This is a genomic window from Massilia sp. Masssp93, assembly GCF_059491295.1.
This window is the reverse complement of record NZ_CP168502.1, coordinates 5,425,126-5,440,477: the sequence shown is the minus strand read 5'-3', so window position 1 is coordinate 5,440,477 and position 15,352 is coordinate 5,425,126. Positions and strand designations below refer to the sequence as shown.

Annotated in this window: 13 protein-coding genes and 1 pseudogene; 6 read left to right on the top strand and 8 right to left on the bottom strand. The window is 59.0% G+C overall.

Translation table 11 applies throughout. The annotated features are described in order from the left end of the window. The first annotated feature begins 87 nt into the window (after nt 1–87). Complete coding sequence (locus tag ACEN9Q_RS22600; RefSeq protein ID WP_495626109.1) at nt 88–687, top strand: PEP-CTERM sorting domain-containing protein; 600 nt, start codon at nt 88–90, stop codon at nt 685–687. A 531-nt stretch (nt 688–1,218) separates the two neighbouring features. On the opposite strand, the gene ACEN9Q_RS22595 is transcribed toward ACEN9Q_RS22600, so the two are convergent. The 7 genes and pseudogenes from ACEN9Q_RS22595 to ACEN9Q_RS22565 form a co-directional block, all read right to left on the bottom strand. Then, on the bottom strand, nt 1,219–1,491 hold the full coding sequence (locus tag ACEN9Q_RS22595) for a PAAR domain-containing protein (protein ID WP_495626108.1): 273 nt from the start codon (nt 1,489–1,491) through the stop codon (nt 1,219–1,221). A 58-nt stretch (nt 1,492–1,549) separates the two neighbouring features. Continuing rightward, on the bottom strand, nt 1,550–2,455 hold the full coding sequence (locus tag ACEN9Q_RS22590) for an XAC2610-related protein (protein ID WP_495626107.1): 906 nt from the start codon (nt 2,453–2,455) through the stop codon (nt 1,550–1,552). Between the two features lie 7 nt (nt 2,456–2,462). Next, a complete protein-coding gene (locus ACEN9Q_RS22585) occupies nt 2,463–3,683 on the bottom strand; it encodes a glycoside hydrolase family 19 protein (RefSeq protein ID WP_495626106.1) in 1,221 nt (406 codons plus the stop codon). Continuing rightward, entirely contained in the window at nt 3,680–6,379 is a 2,700-nt protein-coding gene (locus ACEN9Q_RS22580) for a type VI secretion system Vgr family protein (protein WP_495626105.1), read from the bottom strand. Before ACEN9Q_RS22580 ends, ACEN9Q_RS22585 begins: the two co-directional genes overlap by 4 nt. A gap of 424 nt (nt 6,380–6,803) precedes the next feature. After that, nucleotides 6,804–6,875: pseudogene (locus tag ACEN9Q_RS22575) on the bottom strand (T6SS immunity protein Tdi1 domain-containing protein); the annotation flags it as partial. A 59-nt stretch (nt 6,876–6,934) separates the two neighbouring features. Continuing rightward, nucleotides 6,935–7,480 carry a DUF2726 domain-containing protein gene (locus ACEN9Q_RS22570; RefSeq protein WP_495626104.1) on the bottom strand — a complete coding sequence of 182 codons (546 nt, stop codon included), beginning with the start codon at nt 7,478–7,480 and terminating at the stop codon, nt 6,935–6,937. Between the two features lie 10 nt (nt 7,481–7,490). Further along, complete coding sequence (locus tag ACEN9Q_RS22565) at nt 7,491–9,245, bottom strand: class I SAM-dependent methyltransferase (protein WP_495626103.1); 1,755 nt, start codon at nt 9,243–9,245, stop codon at nt 7,491–7,493. A gap of 213 nt (nt 9,246–9,458) precedes the next feature. Between ACEN9Q_RS22565 and ACEN9Q_RS22560 the strand changes: the two genes are divergently transcribed. Beyond that, a complete protein-coding gene (locus ACEN9Q_RS22560; RefSeq protein WP_495626102.1) occupies nt 9,459–10,061 on the top strand; it encodes a type IV toxin-antitoxin system AbiEi family antitoxin domain-containing protein in 603 nt (200 codons plus the stop codon). Next, nucleotides 10,058–10,675, top strand: coding sequence for a nucleotidyl transferase AbiEii/AbiGii toxin family protein (locus ACEN9Q_RS22555; protein WP_495626101.1), 618 nt, complete (start codon nt 10,058–10,060; stop codon nt 10,673–10,675). The genes ACEN9Q_RS22560 and ACEN9Q_RS22555 overlap by 4 nt, the downstream gene beginning before the upstream one ends. Nucleotides 10,676–11,000: 325 nt before the next feature. Here the strand turns inward: ACEN9Q_RS22555 and ACEN9Q_RS22550 are convergent, their stop codons facing one another. Beyond that, complete coding sequence (locus ACEN9Q_RS22550) at nt 11,001–11,255, bottom strand: helix-turn-helix transcriptional regulator (protein WP_495626100.1); 255 nt, start codon at nt 11,253–11,255, stop codon at nt 11,001–11,003. Nucleotides 11,256–11,702: 447 nt separating this feature from the next. Here ACEN9Q_RS22550 and ACEN9Q_RS22545 point away from each other — a divergent pair, with 447 nt between their 5' ends. Genes ACEN9Q_RS22545 through ACEN9Q_RS22535 form a run of 3 tightly spaced genes read left to right on the top strand, consistent with a single transcriptional unit; the run spans nt 11,703 to nt 15,345 of the window. Beyond that, nucleotides 11,703–12,878 carry an ABC-three component system protein gene (locus ACEN9Q_RS22545; protein WP_495626099.1) on the top strand — a complete coding sequence of 392 codons (1,176 nt, stop codon included), beginning with the start codon at nt 11,703–11,705 and terminating at the stop codon, nt 12,876–12,878. Further along, nucleotides 12,875–13,384, top strand: coding sequence for a three component ABC system middle component (locus ACEN9Q_RS22540; protein WP_495626098.1), 510 nt, complete (start codon nt 12,875–12,877; stop codon nt 13,382–13,384). Before ACEN9Q_RS22545 ends, ACEN9Q_RS22540 begins: the two co-directional genes overlap by 4 nt. After that, complete coding sequence (locus tag ACEN9Q_RS22535) at nt 13,384–15,345, top strand: DUF3732 domain-containing protein (RefSeq protein WP_495626097.1); 1,962 nt, start codon at nt 13,384–13,386, stop codon at nt 15,343–15,345. The genes ACEN9Q_RS22540 and ACEN9Q_RS22535 overlap by 1 nt, the downstream gene beginning before the upstream one ends. The last annotated feature ends 7 nt before the right edge of the window (nt 15,346–15,352 follow it).

Here is a 15,352-nt window from a genome sequence, read left to right as displayed (position 1 = left end):
ATGTAATCAATTAGATAGATGATATGGAATAATTATTGCTCAGAAAAATTCCGTCTGTTTATAACAATACTTGACTAGGGATTAAAGATGAGCAGCTTTTGGACCAGGATTGCCGGTGCAACTTTGATTTCGTTTGCTGGGCTCGCCCACGCCACCCCGACGCTCACCTCGCTCGGTGGCAACCAATACGAGGCGAAATTTGATCCGGTGTCCTTCAACGTGACCAGCGGCGGGGAAGTCGCCGCCGTCGTATTTAAAGATTTCTTTGGGTCCAATTCGGGTAGCTGTGGCAACTACGTGAGCGGATCGGTGCTGGCAAACGTAAACGGCGGCCCCTCGCAAACATTGACTGGCAACACTTGCACCGGCGCCTACGCCGACTATCACGACGTGCATCACAACGATCTGCTCGTGACGATTCACGACGCCTTCGGTTCGGCCATCGGTCTCGTTGCCACTGGCGACATCGTGACGGCTTCGTCGACCGGCTACGTATTCTCACTGAACGGTCTCAACGTTGCAGCCAATCCTGGCACCCAGTATGCCTATCTGGTGAATAATAATTTTGTGCGCGTCTCGGACACGGCCGCCATCCGTGACAACGCGGTGCCTGAACCTGGCTCGCTCGCGCTGATTGGCCTCAGCCTCGCGGCTCTGGCTGCCGCACGACGCCGGAAATCGGCTTGATCCGGTTCGGGGGCACCCGTTGGAAGGGAACGGCTCCCGGATTCTACGCAGGGCCCGGTTTGACTCGTGGATGACATCACGGCGCCTTTGCCACTCGCCGCCGTTGCCGGTGCCAGGCCTTCAAGACCGTTTGCGGTTGCGCTGCAACCGCGGATCGCTGCGCAGATTGCCCCATACCGAAGCCGTGACCAAGCACGGCGCAGCACAACAAAAAACCCGCGTCCTCCATGAGAGCCGCGGGTTTTGATCGTTGGTGCTGCGTGGTGATGCATCCGGCCGGAATCGATGAGTCTGCTGGACGCCGCGTGGCTGCTGGGGTTTTTTGACAGGCTCATCTGCGGCATGGGTACACGCATGGATACAAAGCCGGTTAGGGTATGGGTGCGGTTTTCGAATGCGGAATCCCGCTGATCACTTTGACCCTCGTCGACGATGTTAGTTCACTGTCGTTTCTCCGTGAGAGATGGCCCGGGGAAGACGACGAGATACCCGGCGGCCTGCGCTTTGCGCACGTCGGCCGGGCCGATCCGCTCACGCACCGCTGCCAATACCATCGGTGCCGTTCAGCGTGGATTCGCAGACGCATCCACCGCTCGTCTTCATGCCTTGCACGACGCGCGGCTGCCCGTTCGGGAGGATGTGGCGCATGTTGCCCTCGGCGATCACGCAGCGTTTGCGGCAGGAGACGCGCGCACCTTGAAATGCGTAAGCGCGCCCGTGGCTGACGCAGGTGGCATCGCCTTCGAGCACGGTGCCGCCGCACTCGGTCTTGTCGCCGACGCGTACGAAGCCCGCGTTCGTCATGGGGTTCTGCCGATGGCGGAATGATGTCGACTGGAGCGCATTGCTATCTCGCGCGCCATCAGTCTTCCTTGGCCTTGCATTGCGAGACCGGATATTTTTTCTTGCTGATCTTGGCCTTCTCGGGGTCGCCGGACACCATGTTTTCCTCGATCAGGCAGTATTTGCCGTCTGTATATTTGTAGACGTTCATACCCTTGTACTTGGATCCGCCGCTGTACTCCTCGTAGATCTCATCGGTGCTGTACCGCGTGTGCGTGACGTTAATGTCGCGCAGCGACGCCGGCGCGTCCACGTAACGGTGTTGTGCCTGGTCGTACAGCCAGTAGAGCTGTTCGCCGTTCTCGACCGGTACCGCGAGATCGGGATAACCGTCGAAATTCAGGTCGCGATTGTCGTAATGGAGATTCGAGAGCGATGTGAAGATGTTTGCGTCGGCCGGGATCGATTGCGTCAGCTTCTGGTCGCGATAGATGTCGAGCCCCTTCAACTTCGTGTCGCCGTCCGTGCTCGCGACGCGGGCCACGATCCTGAGGTTGTCCGCCGCCCCGACGGCGGTCGCCGTGAATTCCAGGCTCTTGCCGTCCGGCGAACGCCATGTTCCCGAAAAGATGTTGCCGGCGATTTTGCCGTCGAACTGGCCGGTCACTTTATCCTTGAACTTCTCGACCAGCGTGACGCCGCCCGCGGCATTCGCTGTACCGCTCAGGTCGATCCAGCGGGGCGCGTCGTGCGCACCCTGCTTCATGTAGGCGTAGGCCCCCTCAACGGTCGTTCCCTCCTGTGACAGCACCATCAGGATGCGCTTGTTGGACAGGGTCCCCTCGTAGCGTGTTGGCGGCTTGCGCACGGCGCTCAGTGTCACGCTCTCTATTTTCGACGATGGGGTTGCCGCGTCAGCGGGCACTATGCTCAAGCAGGCACTGGCCACCGCCAGAGATGCAAACAGTTTTTTCATGTTGTTCATTTCGTTTTCACTTAAAAGCGGGATAGGCGACGTCGAACGCTTCCCGACGTTCCTTCAGGCCGTTGTTGCCGCCGTTGACCCGCTGGGTGACTTTTGCGACGACCTGGTGCGTGGCGCCTTTGTCCGCCACTTCGTACACCTTGTATTTCATCCAGAACCAGATCGCCGAACGAATCGAGTAAGGATACTTGACAATCAAGTCGGGATCGTCGACGCAGTTGGGCACCGGCCCGGACCAATAGCGCGAATATTCCGCGGGGAATAATGAATACTTTTCATAGCCAGTAATTTGCAAGAGCCCGCGTCCGCGAAAATTGGAGCCGTCGTCGGGATGGTCGAGACGATTGTTGTTGAGACGCAGGAAATGCTTTCTGCCGATGGCGTTCTGGTCGGCATGCCGGATGAACTTCTTGGAATTTTTCGGGTCCTTGAGGTAACCATCCTGCTCAGCCTCTTTCGGGTGCGCCCGATAGTACTCGCTGAAGCTCAGCAGCGCCTCTGGCGAGTATTCCCAACTCTCCCGTACAGGTTGCATGCTGTTGCCGGTTTCACCCTTCACCTGCGAGAAAAAGTGCGCCCGCCGCAACGGCGTGTCGAGCTTGAAGGTTGCCAGGTCAGCGTTCACCTCGTTCGCAATGCTTTGCAGGTACGCGTCGGTGGCGCGCTTCGAGTCCGTGAAAATCTTCCGCAATTGCGTCACCGTGACCTCGCCCGGCACCGGTCGCGACGCTTGGGTTTGGGGCTCATCCTTCTCGTTGCGAACGGGCTTCGGTAGCACGCCCTGGCCGTCAGCGGGCGACGGACCAGGTGGAGGCGGTGGCGGAAGGGTCGGCGCCGGGACATCGGCCGGCTTCGTGTCCGGGTGCTTTTCGGTCCGCCCGGTCACCTTCGCGGTCGCGAGCACCTTGCGAACGAGCTTGCACTGGCCGAGCACGGGGACGACATCGTCGAGGGCCTTGAACCTCTTGGACTTGCGCGACCAGACCGAGACCTTGATCGGATTGAGCGTCGTGGGCTGGACTTCGAAACAATAGCTAGTGGCCGTGGTCACGCCCGCGAGTTCATGGCCATCGAACTGGATCTTGTACTTGACCCCGTCGAGCGCCTCCAGGTAGCGGTTCACGAAGCAGATCATGACGGTGCCCGGCCGGAGCGCCGCCTTAGTGGACTGGCCCGCATCCGCGTGGTGGCCGGAAAACAGGCCGGAGAAAAAATCGCGCCAATTCATGCGTAACCTTCGATGTTCTCAATGTCGTCGGCTGACGACCCAGGACCTAGGTCGACCGCATCGAACCATTCGTTCTCTCCGAAAATGATCTCGATGTCGGTCGGCTCCTTCGTGTAGACCGTGATGGAACGGCCGATGTCGTCGAGGGTGCCTTGAGCAAGCAGTTCGGGATGGTCGCCCTTGGTCCAGACCTCATAGCTCGCCCCCTTCAATTCTGGATCGGTGTGGAGCATCGTGCCGACGCAAAGCTGTTGGCTGTAGGCTGCGGGGACCTGTACGATCGGCAGATCAGGAAGCACAGGCGGCCGCCGGTTCGGGCCGTCGGCGATGTGCATCGCCGCGTGCGTGACGAACTTGCCCGCCGTGCCGTGTTCAATTCCGTTCGGCCCGAAGACCGCGTAGCTGCCGCCGCCGTTGATGACGACTTCTTCCTTGGCCGTGATCGTGATCCGGTTCGCGGTCTGCGTGATGTTCAGCTTGCTCAACAGGTTGATGCTGTCCGCCAGCGCGTGCACGTCGATATCGCCTGCTGCGGCGACTAACTTCATACCGGCCTTCTGTACGAACAGGCGGAACGTCTCGCGGATGCTGGCGAAGAACCCGCCGCCTGCGGCCACCGACAGGCTCTCGCCGCTGGTGAGGGCAATGCTTTCTCCGCTGGCGATATGGGTGGAGTGCGCGGTCGTGGCAGCGATGCCAGCCGGGCTGGACAGGACGAGGTGAGGTGCGGCCAGTTCGCGGAATCCACCGCGCTCATTGGTCGCGCTGCGTCCGGCGATCGCGTCGTTCTGAGTTTTAAGCGCCGCCGCGACCCCGGTTTGCTGCTGGCGCTCTTGCGCCTGGGCCTGTTCTGCAATCCCGGCCATCGCGTCGTGTTGATGCTGTGCGGCGGCCAGGCGCTGCACCGTCTCGCCCATGTCCTTGATGTGCGATGCGGCGTTCTGGCGCGCTTCGGTCGTGATCAGCATGCCCTTGCCCGCGCGGGCAACGCCCCAGGCATCGGTCGCGATTTCCCAGCCCTCGCCGCGGGCGTCCTTGCGGCCGCTGGTGTCCTCGATACGTGTGATATTGCCGAGCGAAAGCTGGCTGCACGCGTGGTCGCTCTTGAGCTGCGCCTGGATCGATGCGTTGGTGTCGTCCAGGACGAGATGGTTGCCGCGTCCGCCGACCGCGTTGCCGATGTCTGGACCAAGCTCGCGGCTGCGCAAACCCGTGATCGAGTGCTGCATCGGCACCGCCCACGGCGGCATGTTGCGCTCGTTGTAGACGCTGCCCGTGATAATGGGACGATCAGGATTCCCGTCCAGCCACTGGACCAAGACCTCGGAGCCGACGCGCGGGATCGCGGCGGCGCCAAGTTCGGCGCCAGCCCAGGCCCCGGCGACGCGAATCCAGGCCGAACTGCGCTCATCGCGAGTACCGGCACGATCCCAATGGAACTGCACCCGCACGCGCCCGTATTCGTCGGTATGGACGCCGTTGTGTCCCTCCGGACCGACGACGGTCGCGGTTTGTGGCGCGAGGATCCTTGTCTGCCGGCTGTTGAAGTTTCGGCCGGGCCGCCACGGAATCATTTTGCGAATGCACGTGAAGCGGTTGCGATACCCAGCGTCTTCGTCCTCGCGCTCCAGGTAGTTGTTGGTAGCGCTGTGATGGATTGCCAGGATGAGGAAATCGTCCCGCCCAGCCTGTTCGGTGTAGACCTCAGCGTTGTGGTTGAAGTGATCAGTCAGGCGGAACCAGCGTCCGGGCTGCAGGTGCCTGCAATTGCCCTCGGCGTCGAAATAGCGGCTGGCCGCCTCCATTTCCTCCATCCGCAGCTTCGCGAGCGCATCTCCCTCCTGTCGGTCGCGAAAAGCATAGGCGCCGGCGTACTCGTTAAAGTCGATGTTCGGCACGGCCCCCTGCTGGTTCAGGGTCGGGATGTTGAGTTCGGCTGGGAAGGGATGCTTGAAATTGAACGCCGTGACCCCGACGCTGGTCGGCGCAATATGCCTGACGGGAGACCAGCGGTCGATGCCGTCCTCCTCCTCGTGGCCGCCCGCCGCGTGGAACCTGACCTCGGCATTGACGTCGATCTCGGCCGCGCGCGTAGAATCGTCCGACACCACGAGCGTATGGCCGTCTACTGCATGCTCGTACCAGTAACACAACCCGGCCGCTTCCCACCGCCGGCTGAGGTAATTGAAATCGGTCTCGTCGAATTGGCAAGCATCCGTCATCGCTGCGTCCGGCATCGTCACGCGCCACTCCCATCGCGGGAGATGGGAAAAATCACTGAAGATGCTTTCGGCCTGTTCGCGCAGGTTTTTACCGTGGAACAGGTAATTATCCTTGCGTAGCTCGAGGAACCTCAGCCACGGGCCGAGCTCGGCCTCGTAGTGCGTGATGCTCCCGTCGGCATGCGTGCGGCGGAAGCTAAAGACGTAGCCAGAGAAATAGCGCAGGCTTCCGTCTCGGCGTACCAGTTCGACCACGAGCAGCTTGCCCTGCATATCCTTGAGTGCCAGACTGGGGTTGTCCGACAGGAGCTCGACCGTGAACTTGAAATTCCTCGACAGCCCTTCCGTGGCGTCCAAACGGTTGACAAGCAACTGGGAATAGGGGCCGTCGTCGTGTGGAAAGTACAGACGCAACAGGCGGTTGTACTGCCGTCCCAGGACGAGGTCGGCGAAAAGTTTGGTTGCGTTGATCATACAAATGCATCGGTGTTCGAGCTTATGTTGCCCCGACTAACGCGACCGAACGGCCCGTTACGGTATACCCACGCGCGCCGCCAGCCCGCCGACATCAGAGCAACCGGATATGTGAAGTGGCAACAACATGCAGTTTAACATTCCCGGCGGCATAATATCGCACTGGCAATCATCGTGCCGCTTAAGACGCGCCGGTATTCGTACCGAATATAGAACGGCCTTACTACCTGTCAGAGCTAGCACGAACCGCAGGCCTTGCGTCATGGTCGGAAGTTGCTCACCAAGGCTTCTTACAGAATCGGTAACCTCGGCAGCTAATATTACTAAACGAATAGACGTACAAGTTCACGCATTCTCACCAACTAAGGTTCAATGCTGGCTGGCGGCGGCAGTCATTTAAGGCTTAGTGTGCCGTCGACCGCCTTTACCTTTGCAGGTAAGCGAGCGTTAGGGCGCCACCGAGCCCGAGCGCGGAAACGAATCCATACATTTCGTCGTGTACAAGGCGTCAAAAATTTCGTCATGACGAAATCCGGTGCTTGCGTGGGTGGACTATTACTGTGTGAGTGAGGTACCGCCGGCAGGTACGGCACCCTGACCGGTGTGTGCGGTCGTACCCTCGCCAGCCTCAGTCACCGTAGGACCGAGAATCATGGCCCGGATAACGTCGACCTTTGGCTTGTTACGGGCCTGGAAGCGGACGGTCCGTATGCCCGCCTGTTCAAGTCGCGCGTCCCGCAGTTCATCCTTTGCGCGCGAGTGCGTTTTGTCGTCCAGTTCGACGACCGCGACGACCTCGCAGCGTCGGGTGCAGACGACGTAATCGACGCGCTGCTGGGCGATCCGCAATCGGTCGCCATGGGCTGTTCGCTTGTCGCTACTCGCCGTGTCGAGCAGGGCCGACATCGCGACCTGCGGAAAAATGTAATGGTCGGGAAGTGCCACGACGAGTCGGCCGAAGAACTCCTCCTCGTTATCGGTCATGAATTTGCGGCGGCGGTACGCACCGGTGCGGCCTTTTCCCTTCGCCGTCTTCAAGTGCACTGCGAAGAGTCCCGCTAGAAGAACGGCAAGGATGACGATGACGAAGATAATTTTCATGTGTGCGAACTCATTCGATAGTCGGTTGATGCATCGATGGGAGGCTTGCGGCCGCTGCCCGGTTGCGACCGGTGGTATCGGCCGGCTCCCAAGGACGCAATCCCTGATCCTTGCTCAACCTGATGCGATGGACTTTCATCGCGTCGATGACGTCTGCCGGCTCCGGAGTGGCTACTAGAATCGGCAGCGTCTGCGACGCTTCGAGGAAGAACTGGCGCCGCAAACCGTCGCCCTGACTCAGGAAGGCGTCGTTCCACCAAGTGCTGATGGTGTCGCTGGCGCGTTCCAGCGCGGCCTGGGTGACGAGCCGGTTCGACTTCTGGATGTTGATCTGGCGTGACGCCGGCATCAGGTTCCACGCATCGCCGCAGGGCCAGGCGCCGAACGGGAAGCAGTGGTCGACGTCGTACTCGTCGCGCAGGCGCGCACCGGACCAGACGCAATACACAGGCTTGCCGGCCGCGCGCATGCGATCGACCGCCGCGCGGGCGAAGCTGGTGTCGCGCGCCGGATCCACCCATGCAAGCAGCGAGTGGGCCAGGGTGCGCACGTCCGGGCGCCCGTCGTTGCAATAGGACTCGATCAGCCTGACCCACTCCGACACGAGCACGGGCTCGATCCACACGTTGTAGTGCGTGAGCGCCTGCCAGATCTCGAGCGGGATGCGGAAGTCGCCGAGGCTCCACAGGAAAGCTTCGTCGATCTGCAGCGGGGACGGCGTCGGCATCATGCGGCGGCGCGTGACGCCGAAGATCGGCTTGTCGCTCGCGGGCCAGCGCAGGTAGTTCGCGGGCATGTTGCGGATCACCTGCGAAATCTCGGAAAGACTCTGGTGCAGGTGCTTGGCCGTCTGGTCGCTGAACACGGAGCCGATCCGCAGTTCGACCGCGGTGACGGACCGCAGCGACGTGAAGCTGTTGGTGACGAAGCCAGGGCCGGTCCTCTGTGGCATCTGGGGAAGGAGATGTTCGATCAGGGGCTTGTACATGCGGAGCCAGAACAGCGATACGAGACCCAGCGGCACGACCACGGATTCCGCGTCGTAGCGGGCCAGTCCCGCCGCAGTATCTGCGATGCGGGCCAGAACGCGCAGCAGCGCGATCTTGTACGTCGACGACTTTTCGTCCACGAGGATCAGGTGCCGCAGCAGGGGGAGGGCACCCAGGCCGTCGTCGGGAAGCCCCAGCACGACGTTCGTCCACGACACCTCGCTCCGTCCCAGCTTGTCCTGGCTGTCGCTGGTGTGGACGATGCGCAGTCCGAATTGCTGGGCAACGCCGGCCAATTCCGGCAGCGAGACCTCGTGCATCGCACGTTCGGTGTCGGGCGTACCGAGCCGGAGACTGATCGCGATGCGTCCTTTCGGTGCGAGTAGCGTCGCCAGCTTGCGCAACGCACGCTGGCGATCGGATGGAGGAATGTGCATCCAGACGGCGGACAGCAGGATGAGGTCGAAGCTCAAGCCGAGGCGGCGGACCTTCGCGAGGTCGGGCAGGCTGTCGGACAGCCATTGGATCCGGCTCGACGCGTGTTTCTTTCGCGCGTGGGCGAGCATGGCCTCGGACGGCTCGACGGCCACGACGTCGTATCCTTTTGCGGCGAGCCATGCCGCGTCCCGGCCGGAGCCTGCGCCGATATCGAGGACCGTGCTGCCGGGCGCAGGCAGTATGGCGATCAGGTCCGCGTGGACGTCCTCAAATGACAGCGACTCGTACTGGGTAACCAGCCGAGTTGCGTGCAGTTCGTAATAGGGGATGGCGGACATCGGCTGTTGTCCCTGCTGTTGAGCTGATTGCTATTGTAATGTGGCACTGTTCAATATCCATATTTTTGTTTCAATTGGGCAATTTTTGACAGGTTTGGGATAACAAATTTCGTCATGACGAAATCGCAGCGTGTTTGCCCAACACCGGCTGAGATGATGAACAAAACCTCGGCAAATATGGATAATTGCCTATATTTTGTATAGACTGGTGAGATGAACCAGGCCGACAGAATTCTTGAGCTGGCGCGATCCAAGGGCGTGCTGCGTACCCGTGACGTGGACAGTGCCGGCGCATCGCGCGCGCTCCTCGCGTCGCTGACCGATGAAGGGAAGCTGCTCAAGCTTGGTCGCGGGTTGTATGCCTTGCCCGACCGCGCAGCATCTGCCTACGACACCTTCGCCGAAGTGGCCGCGCGCAGCGAAAATGGCGTGCTATGTCTGCTGTCCGCGCTGCGCTTCCACGACCTGACGACGCAGCAGTCCTCCGACGTGTGGCTCGCCATCCCGCACAAGGCCCACGCGCCGCGCTTCGACTATCCACCGCTGCGCGTGATTCGCATGTCCGGACCGGCGATGACCGAAGGTGTGGAGACGGTCGATGTCGCCGGTACGCAGGTGCGCGTGTTCGGCGTGGCGAAGACGGTTGCCGACTGCTTCAAATTCCGCAACAAGATCGGTCTCGACGTCGCCCTGGAAGCGCTGCGCGAAGCCTGGAACGGTAAGCGCGCTACGATGGATGAACTGTGGCGCTACGCCGAGATCTGCAGGGTGGCGAACGTCATGCGTCCGTACCTGGAAACCGTAGGGGTAGCATGAAGGCGACGAATCGCGCCGCGTCCATCCGCGCGCGCCTGCTGAACCGCGCACGCGCCGAGAGGGCGGACTTTAACCTGATGCTAACGCGGTATTCGCTTGAACGCCTGCTGTACCGATTGAGCGTATCGCCGTGGGCGGACCAGTTCCTGTTGAAGGGTGCGCTGCTCTTCGACCTGTGGTTCGACCAGCCGCATCGGCCAACCCGGGACATCGACCTCCTCGGGTTTGGTCCATCGGAAATCGACCACCTGATCGAAGTCTTCCAGCAGGTCTGTACGACGCCGTCCGATGATGGCATCGTCTTCGACCACGCAAGCGTGCGAGCGGCACCGATTCGCAAAGAGGCAAATTACGAGGGCGTGCGCGTCACCCTGATTGGAGCTCTGGATAACGCACGCTGCTCGGTGCAGATCGATGTGGGCTACGGCGATGCCGTCACGCCGGCGCCGGCACTCGTGAAGTTCCCGGCTCTTCTGGACGATGTCGAGGCACCGTCGCTGCGCGCCTATCCGGTGTACACCGTGATCGCAGAGAAGTACGAAGCGATCGTCAGCCTCGGCATGGCGAATACGCGCATGAAAGATTACTTTGATCTTTGGTTCCTTGCGACCTAGCCGAGATCGATGCCGCCGTCCTGCGACGAGCTGTTCAGGCGACGTTCGCGCGCCGACGAACCGAAGTTCCTGCGACCGTCCCGATGGGGCTGAGCGGCGCTTTTTTGGCGAGTCCGGTCAAGCAGCAGCAGTGGCGCGCGTTTCTGTCCAAAAGCAAGCTTGAGGCCCCGGGCCTGGACGAGGTGATAGCGATGCTGCGACGCTTGCTTGCAATTGGTGACTGAGATCGGGCTCGCCCGCAGACGCTAAGCCGATATTGGCGCATGCGATACCGCTTGCCTTGACCGTCGTGCTCGGCGTCTGTTCGTAGTCGATGGCCTGTATCTCAAAACCTTGAGTCCCGTCGGCTGGCGCGAATGCATTCGACCGCCCACGGTTCGACTTCGCTTTTGATCCACGCTGACGAGCTACCGCTGAGCTTCACCGGTTTTGGGAAGTCTCCCTTCTTTATCGCGTCGTAGACGCTACTCCTCGACTTGCCGCAGATGGCGAGCACTTTCTTAAGTCTGAGGAACCGAACGTCGGCACGATTGCTCGACGCACGGCGTTCGACCGCCATATTGACCGCTTGCTGATCCATGTACGCCTCCAAAGTGAGCGTGGAAAGAAGCATCGCTTCCGCGTAGCTGTGTCACGCAGGTGTCGCCGTGTCGTCGGTGCGGTGACTGCATCGGGCTATTAGCGGCGTTGCGACGTAGGTAGCAGTGTGCCGTCAGGTGGCGGCCTGAACATTGCGCTGGTACCTATGCAAGCGTCATTGCACGCGGCTCGAACGTGTTGAAAGCAGGGTCTTTGGGTTTGGTTTTTGGAGGCAGGATAGACTAGCGTCTCGTATTGTTAATCTCTACGAGATTAACAATGTCCAATTTCTAGAGCAGTTGCAATTCAATGCAATAGTTGCCGCCAAGCCAATAGTTGACGTATGATAACTTCCCATTAAGTTGCCAGCGTCAAGTAAGGGAACCTTCATGAATGACAAAATTTGCGTGGCAGGAGCATTACAGCAACCTATTCCAAAGCCGCTCGTATGAATGGAGCAGCCCCTTTTTTTGTCAAGCACGCTGCCGCAGGCCCCTACCTTGGATTCGCGTTGCAGCCGGTTCGGCTCTGCTATTACCTGCTGAGTAGTCCATCCGACTCAAGCGTGTCACTTGAATACTTAGATGACGTAGCAGTCCACTATGCGGACGGGACGCTACTGTTGGAGCAATGCAAAAGCGCTCTCGCGCACAACCCAATTTCTGACTGGTCCGATGACCTCTGGAAGACTGTCGCCAATTGGCTCGATACGGCAGAGACCCAGAAGGTTGATGGGGCGAACACATCTTTTCAGCTTTATGTGACTCCGCCGAAGTTTGGCAAGCTAAGTATGGCCATTCATGCAGCAAGTAACGCCCAGGCTGTTGAGGCGCTTGTCAAACTGGTTAAGGACAAGTTGAAGAAGAAAGTGCAGTCCCCTAAGTGTATAGCGCACGTTCAAAGGTTCTTCGATGCTAAAGATGCACTGCGCCTAGCAGTCATCGGAAAGGCAACTGTGGTCGCCACTGATCTGGACCCGTTGGAGCCTATTCGTCAGCTACTGCGGCCCACAGTCCCAGAGGCATCATTGGACATAATTTGTGCCTCGGCAATTGGCCAAGCCAAGGAGGCAGCTGATAGGTGCATTCGTCGGAAGGCTCCAGCGTTGGTAAATGTTGCGGAATTTCGAAGGAACTTCCATGCCTTTATCCAGCAGAACAACATGGCTGGCTACCTGCCTACTTTCACGACTGCCCCATCCCAAGCTGATGCGAAAGCGTTGCTGACGAGCCGCCCCGTCTTCGTGCGGCAACTGGAATTGATAGATGCGTCAGAAGAACAGTTGCTCCGGGCGGCAAGCGACCTGATGCGTACATCGGGCGACAAGGTGAAATGGGCGGAGCAAGGTCTCGTTTTCGACGACAGTTTTAATGACTGGGAGGATAGTCTGCTGCGCAAACACAACGCAGTTCATAATGAAATAACGGAGATCTTCTCGGACAAAAATCCGGGGGCGCAAGGACGGATCGTGTACAGCCGATGTGCCGCTATGGACGTACCGCTGGACAGCCGCGTAGTGCCTGGACATTTCACTCATGGTGGCTTTAACGACTTGGCGGACAGACGAGAGCTTGGGTGGCACCCAAAGCACCAAGTCCTTCTAGATGACGAAGACAAGCAATGACGAATGGCGCCCGTACCCTACGTGTCAACGAGGCAGCGATCGTCCAGAACGACGCGCTAGGCGCTTACGCGATCTGGCGATTCGGCCTCGGATTCCAAGAGCGCGACGGACAGGCCGTACTCATGCCTCTTGTGTTCTTGCTCTTACCGCTGGTCTTTCACGGGCCAACGCTGGCAATGATACACAGCACGCAAAAGGCTTCCGGTTTGCATCTATTCGCTGGGAAGCTTGGCGAGCAGCGCGAGGATCTGTTGGCGGTCCATGGGCGTGCCTTGACTCTCCGGAAATTAACGCTCAGTTCACTTATGGTCGCCGAGCAGTCGCGGCTGATTCGCGTCGCACCGAATACCGCAACCATCTGGTCATTTAGCCCGCACGACGAGCTGCAGGCTCCAGCGCTTCCTGACCGAATTCGACAAATCGGCCCAGCCTCCGAGAAAATTGGGTATTGGTTCGCTGGCTTGTCGGATCAGCAAGTCGCCCATACATTGAAAGTAGGGTTCTGATGCACTTCCAACTGTTGAAAGTAATCCTTTGGCCCCGGGATGGGAAAGAGCCGAGGGCAGTGAACTTCCAGCCACATATGGTGAACGTCATCAGTGGTGCCTCAAAGACAGGGAAATCGTCGGTTATTCCGATCATTGACTACTGTCTGGGCTCAGAAAAATGTGCGATCCCCGTCGGTGTTATTCGAGAGACTTGCTCATGGTTTGGTATTCTTGTTGACACGCTGGAAGGACAAAAGTTACTTGCTCGACGGGAGCCCGGTGGACAGAAAGCGTCCGGTGACATGGTACTTCTGGAGGGACCGGTCGTTGAGGTTCCTAAAGTAATTAACGGTAAGAATCAGAACGTCGATTATGTGAAGGCTGTTTTAAACAGATTGTCAGGTTTATCGAATCTCCAGTTTGAACCTGGAGCAGATGAGCGGTTCAAGTCTAGAGTCAGCTTCCGAGACCTGATGGCCTTCCTATTTCAGCCGCAAAACATTGTCGCAAACCCTGATGTCCTATTCTTCAAGGCGGATACGACGGAACACCGCGAGAAACTGAAGACCATTTTCCCTTACGTGCTTGGTGCGATAAGTCCTGAATTGCTTCAGGCTCGGCATGAACTCGATCGACTGTCGCGGCTTCTCCGGCGTAAGGAGGGCGAATTAAAGGCAAGACAGAACACAGGGGCCGCATGGCAGCGGGAGGGGTTTGCCTGGGCCCGTTTGGCAATCGAATACGGACTTCTGCCAGCGAACACAGTCGTGCCTGATGACTGGCCCTCGACCGTCGACCTGCTGCGAAAGGCACTTCACAGCGACACTCGTTCCGCATCGCCGACACTGGAGTCGATGGACGTTATCATGAATAGGCTTACCGAGTTGCGGGCTGCCGAGTCCAAGCTGACGATGACTCTTAATCAGTCCCGTCAACGCCTTCATGAACTACGCCGTCTCGACGAAAGCAGCGACGAGTACCTTGATGGCCTCCGAATTCAGCGCGACCGTTTGGGTTTGTCTGCTTGGATTCGAGACCTCGCCGCCGAGCATTCCGCGACCGTCTTTGAGCCCAGTGAAGCGGGCCGTGGCCGAGTTGAAGAGCTGTGCCAAGCTCTTGAAGGTATCGAGTTGCGGCTGCGCTCTTATCCGAGAGTTACAGAGTCGCTTGGAAAGGAGACGCTGCGTCAGCGTGAGACAGTCGACAACGTGATCAGTGAGTTGGCTGCCGTACGGTCCGAAATTCGCACCTTAGAAGGACAATCTGATAAGGTAAAAAAGGTCCTAACTCGAGGCGAGGAAATTTCGAGATTCTTGGGGCGGTTGCAAGAGGCACTCAGACTGTATGACTCTGCTGATACGTCTGCTGAGTTGAACCAAGAGATCTCCGCGTTAAGGGCCGAGGTCCGTAAGTTGGCCACGGTGGTGTCCGAACATGAGATCGGACGGAAGCTGGAGAATGCGCTGAACACCATTCAAGACATCTGCGGCAGGCTAATTCCGCAGCTCGACGGCGAGTGGCCAGACGCTCCAATTCGGCTCGTGATTCACGACCTTACTGTAAGAGTAGTCCGAGAAACGCGCGATGACTATCTTTGGGAGATTGGCAGCGGTGCGAACTGGTTGGCGTATCACATTGCTCTCAGTTTGGCGCTTCAAGGATACTTCTTGCGCTTGCCTCAGCATCCTGTCCCCGCGCTGTTGATCTACGATCAGCCTAGCCAAGTCTACTTCCCGGCCCGTCGAGTCGGAAGAGCAGTGGACAATGAACTTGCCCCAACTTGGCAGAACGAAGACGTTGTTGCCGTCAGAAAGGTTTTTACTCTATTCGACGACATTATCATGAAAACGCAAGGGCGGCTCCAGATCATTGTTCTCGACCATGCGGACGAGGAAGTTTGGGGCGGCCTAAAAAACGTTCACCTCGTCGAAGAGTGGCGCGGTAAGGGACTTGTGCCAGAGAAATGGGTCGAGGCCTGATTTTGAC

What these genes read in the sequence shown, in the direction of transcription:
- ACEN9Q_RS22540 (WP_495626098.1), top strand. Translation starts at nt 12,875, where the DNA reads ATGACGAATGGCGCCCGTACCCTACGTGTCAACGAGGCAGCGATCGTC.
- ACEN9Q_RS22550 (WP_495626100.1), bottom strand. Translation starts at nt 11,255, where the DNA reads ATGGATCAGCAAGCGGTCAATATGGCGGTCGAACGCCGTGCGTCGAGC.
- ACEN9Q_RS22555 (WP_495626101.1), top strand. Translation starts at nt 10,058, where the DNA reads ATGAAGGCGACGAATCGCGCCGCGTCCATCCGCGCGCGCCTGCTGAAC.
- ACEN9Q_RS22535 (WP_495626097.1), top strand. Translation starts at nt 13,384, where the DNA reads ATGCACTTCCAACTGTTGAAAGTAATCCTTTGGCCCCGGGATGGGAAA.
- ACEN9Q_RS22595 (WP_495626108.1), bottom strand. Translation starts at nt 1,491, where the DNA reads ATGACGAACGCGGGCTTCGTACGCGTCGGCGACAAGACCGAGTGCGGC.
- ACEN9Q_RS22585 (WP_495626106.1), bottom strand. Translation starts at nt 3,683, where the DNA reads ATGAATTGGCGCGATTTTTTCTCCGGCCTGTTTTCCGGCCACCACGCG.
- ACEN9Q_RS22570 (WP_495626104.1), bottom strand. Translation starts at nt 7,480, where the DNA reads ATGAAAATTATCTTCGTCATCGTCATCCTTGCCGTTCTTCTAGCGGGA.
- ACEN9Q_RS22590 (WP_495626107.1), bottom strand. Translation starts at nt 2,455, where the DNA reads ATGAACAACATGAAAAAACTGTTTGCATCTCTGGCGGTGGCCAGTGCC.
- ACEN9Q_RS22580 (WP_495626105.1), bottom strand. Translation starts at nt 6,379, where the DNA reads ATGATCAACGCAACCAAACTTTTCGCCGACCTCGTCCTGGGACGGCAG.
- ACEN9Q_RS22565 (WP_495626103.1), bottom strand. Translation starts at nt 9,245, where the DNA reads ATGTCCGCCATCCCCTATTACGAACTGCACGCAACTCGGCTGGTTACC.
- ACEN9Q_RS22600 (WP_495626109.1), top strand. Translation starts at nt 88, where the DNA reads ATGAGCAGCTTTTGGACCAGGATTGCCGGTGCAACTTTGATTTCGTTT.
- ACEN9Q_RS22560 (WP_495626102.1), top strand. Translation starts at nt 9,459, where the DNA reads ATGAACCAGGCCGACAGAATTCTTGAGCTGGCGCGATCCAAGGGCGTG.
- ACEN9Q_RS22545 (WP_495626099.1), top strand. Translation starts at nt 11,703, where the DNA reads ATGAATGGAGCAGCCCCTTTTTTTGTCAAGCACGCTGCCGCAGGCCCC.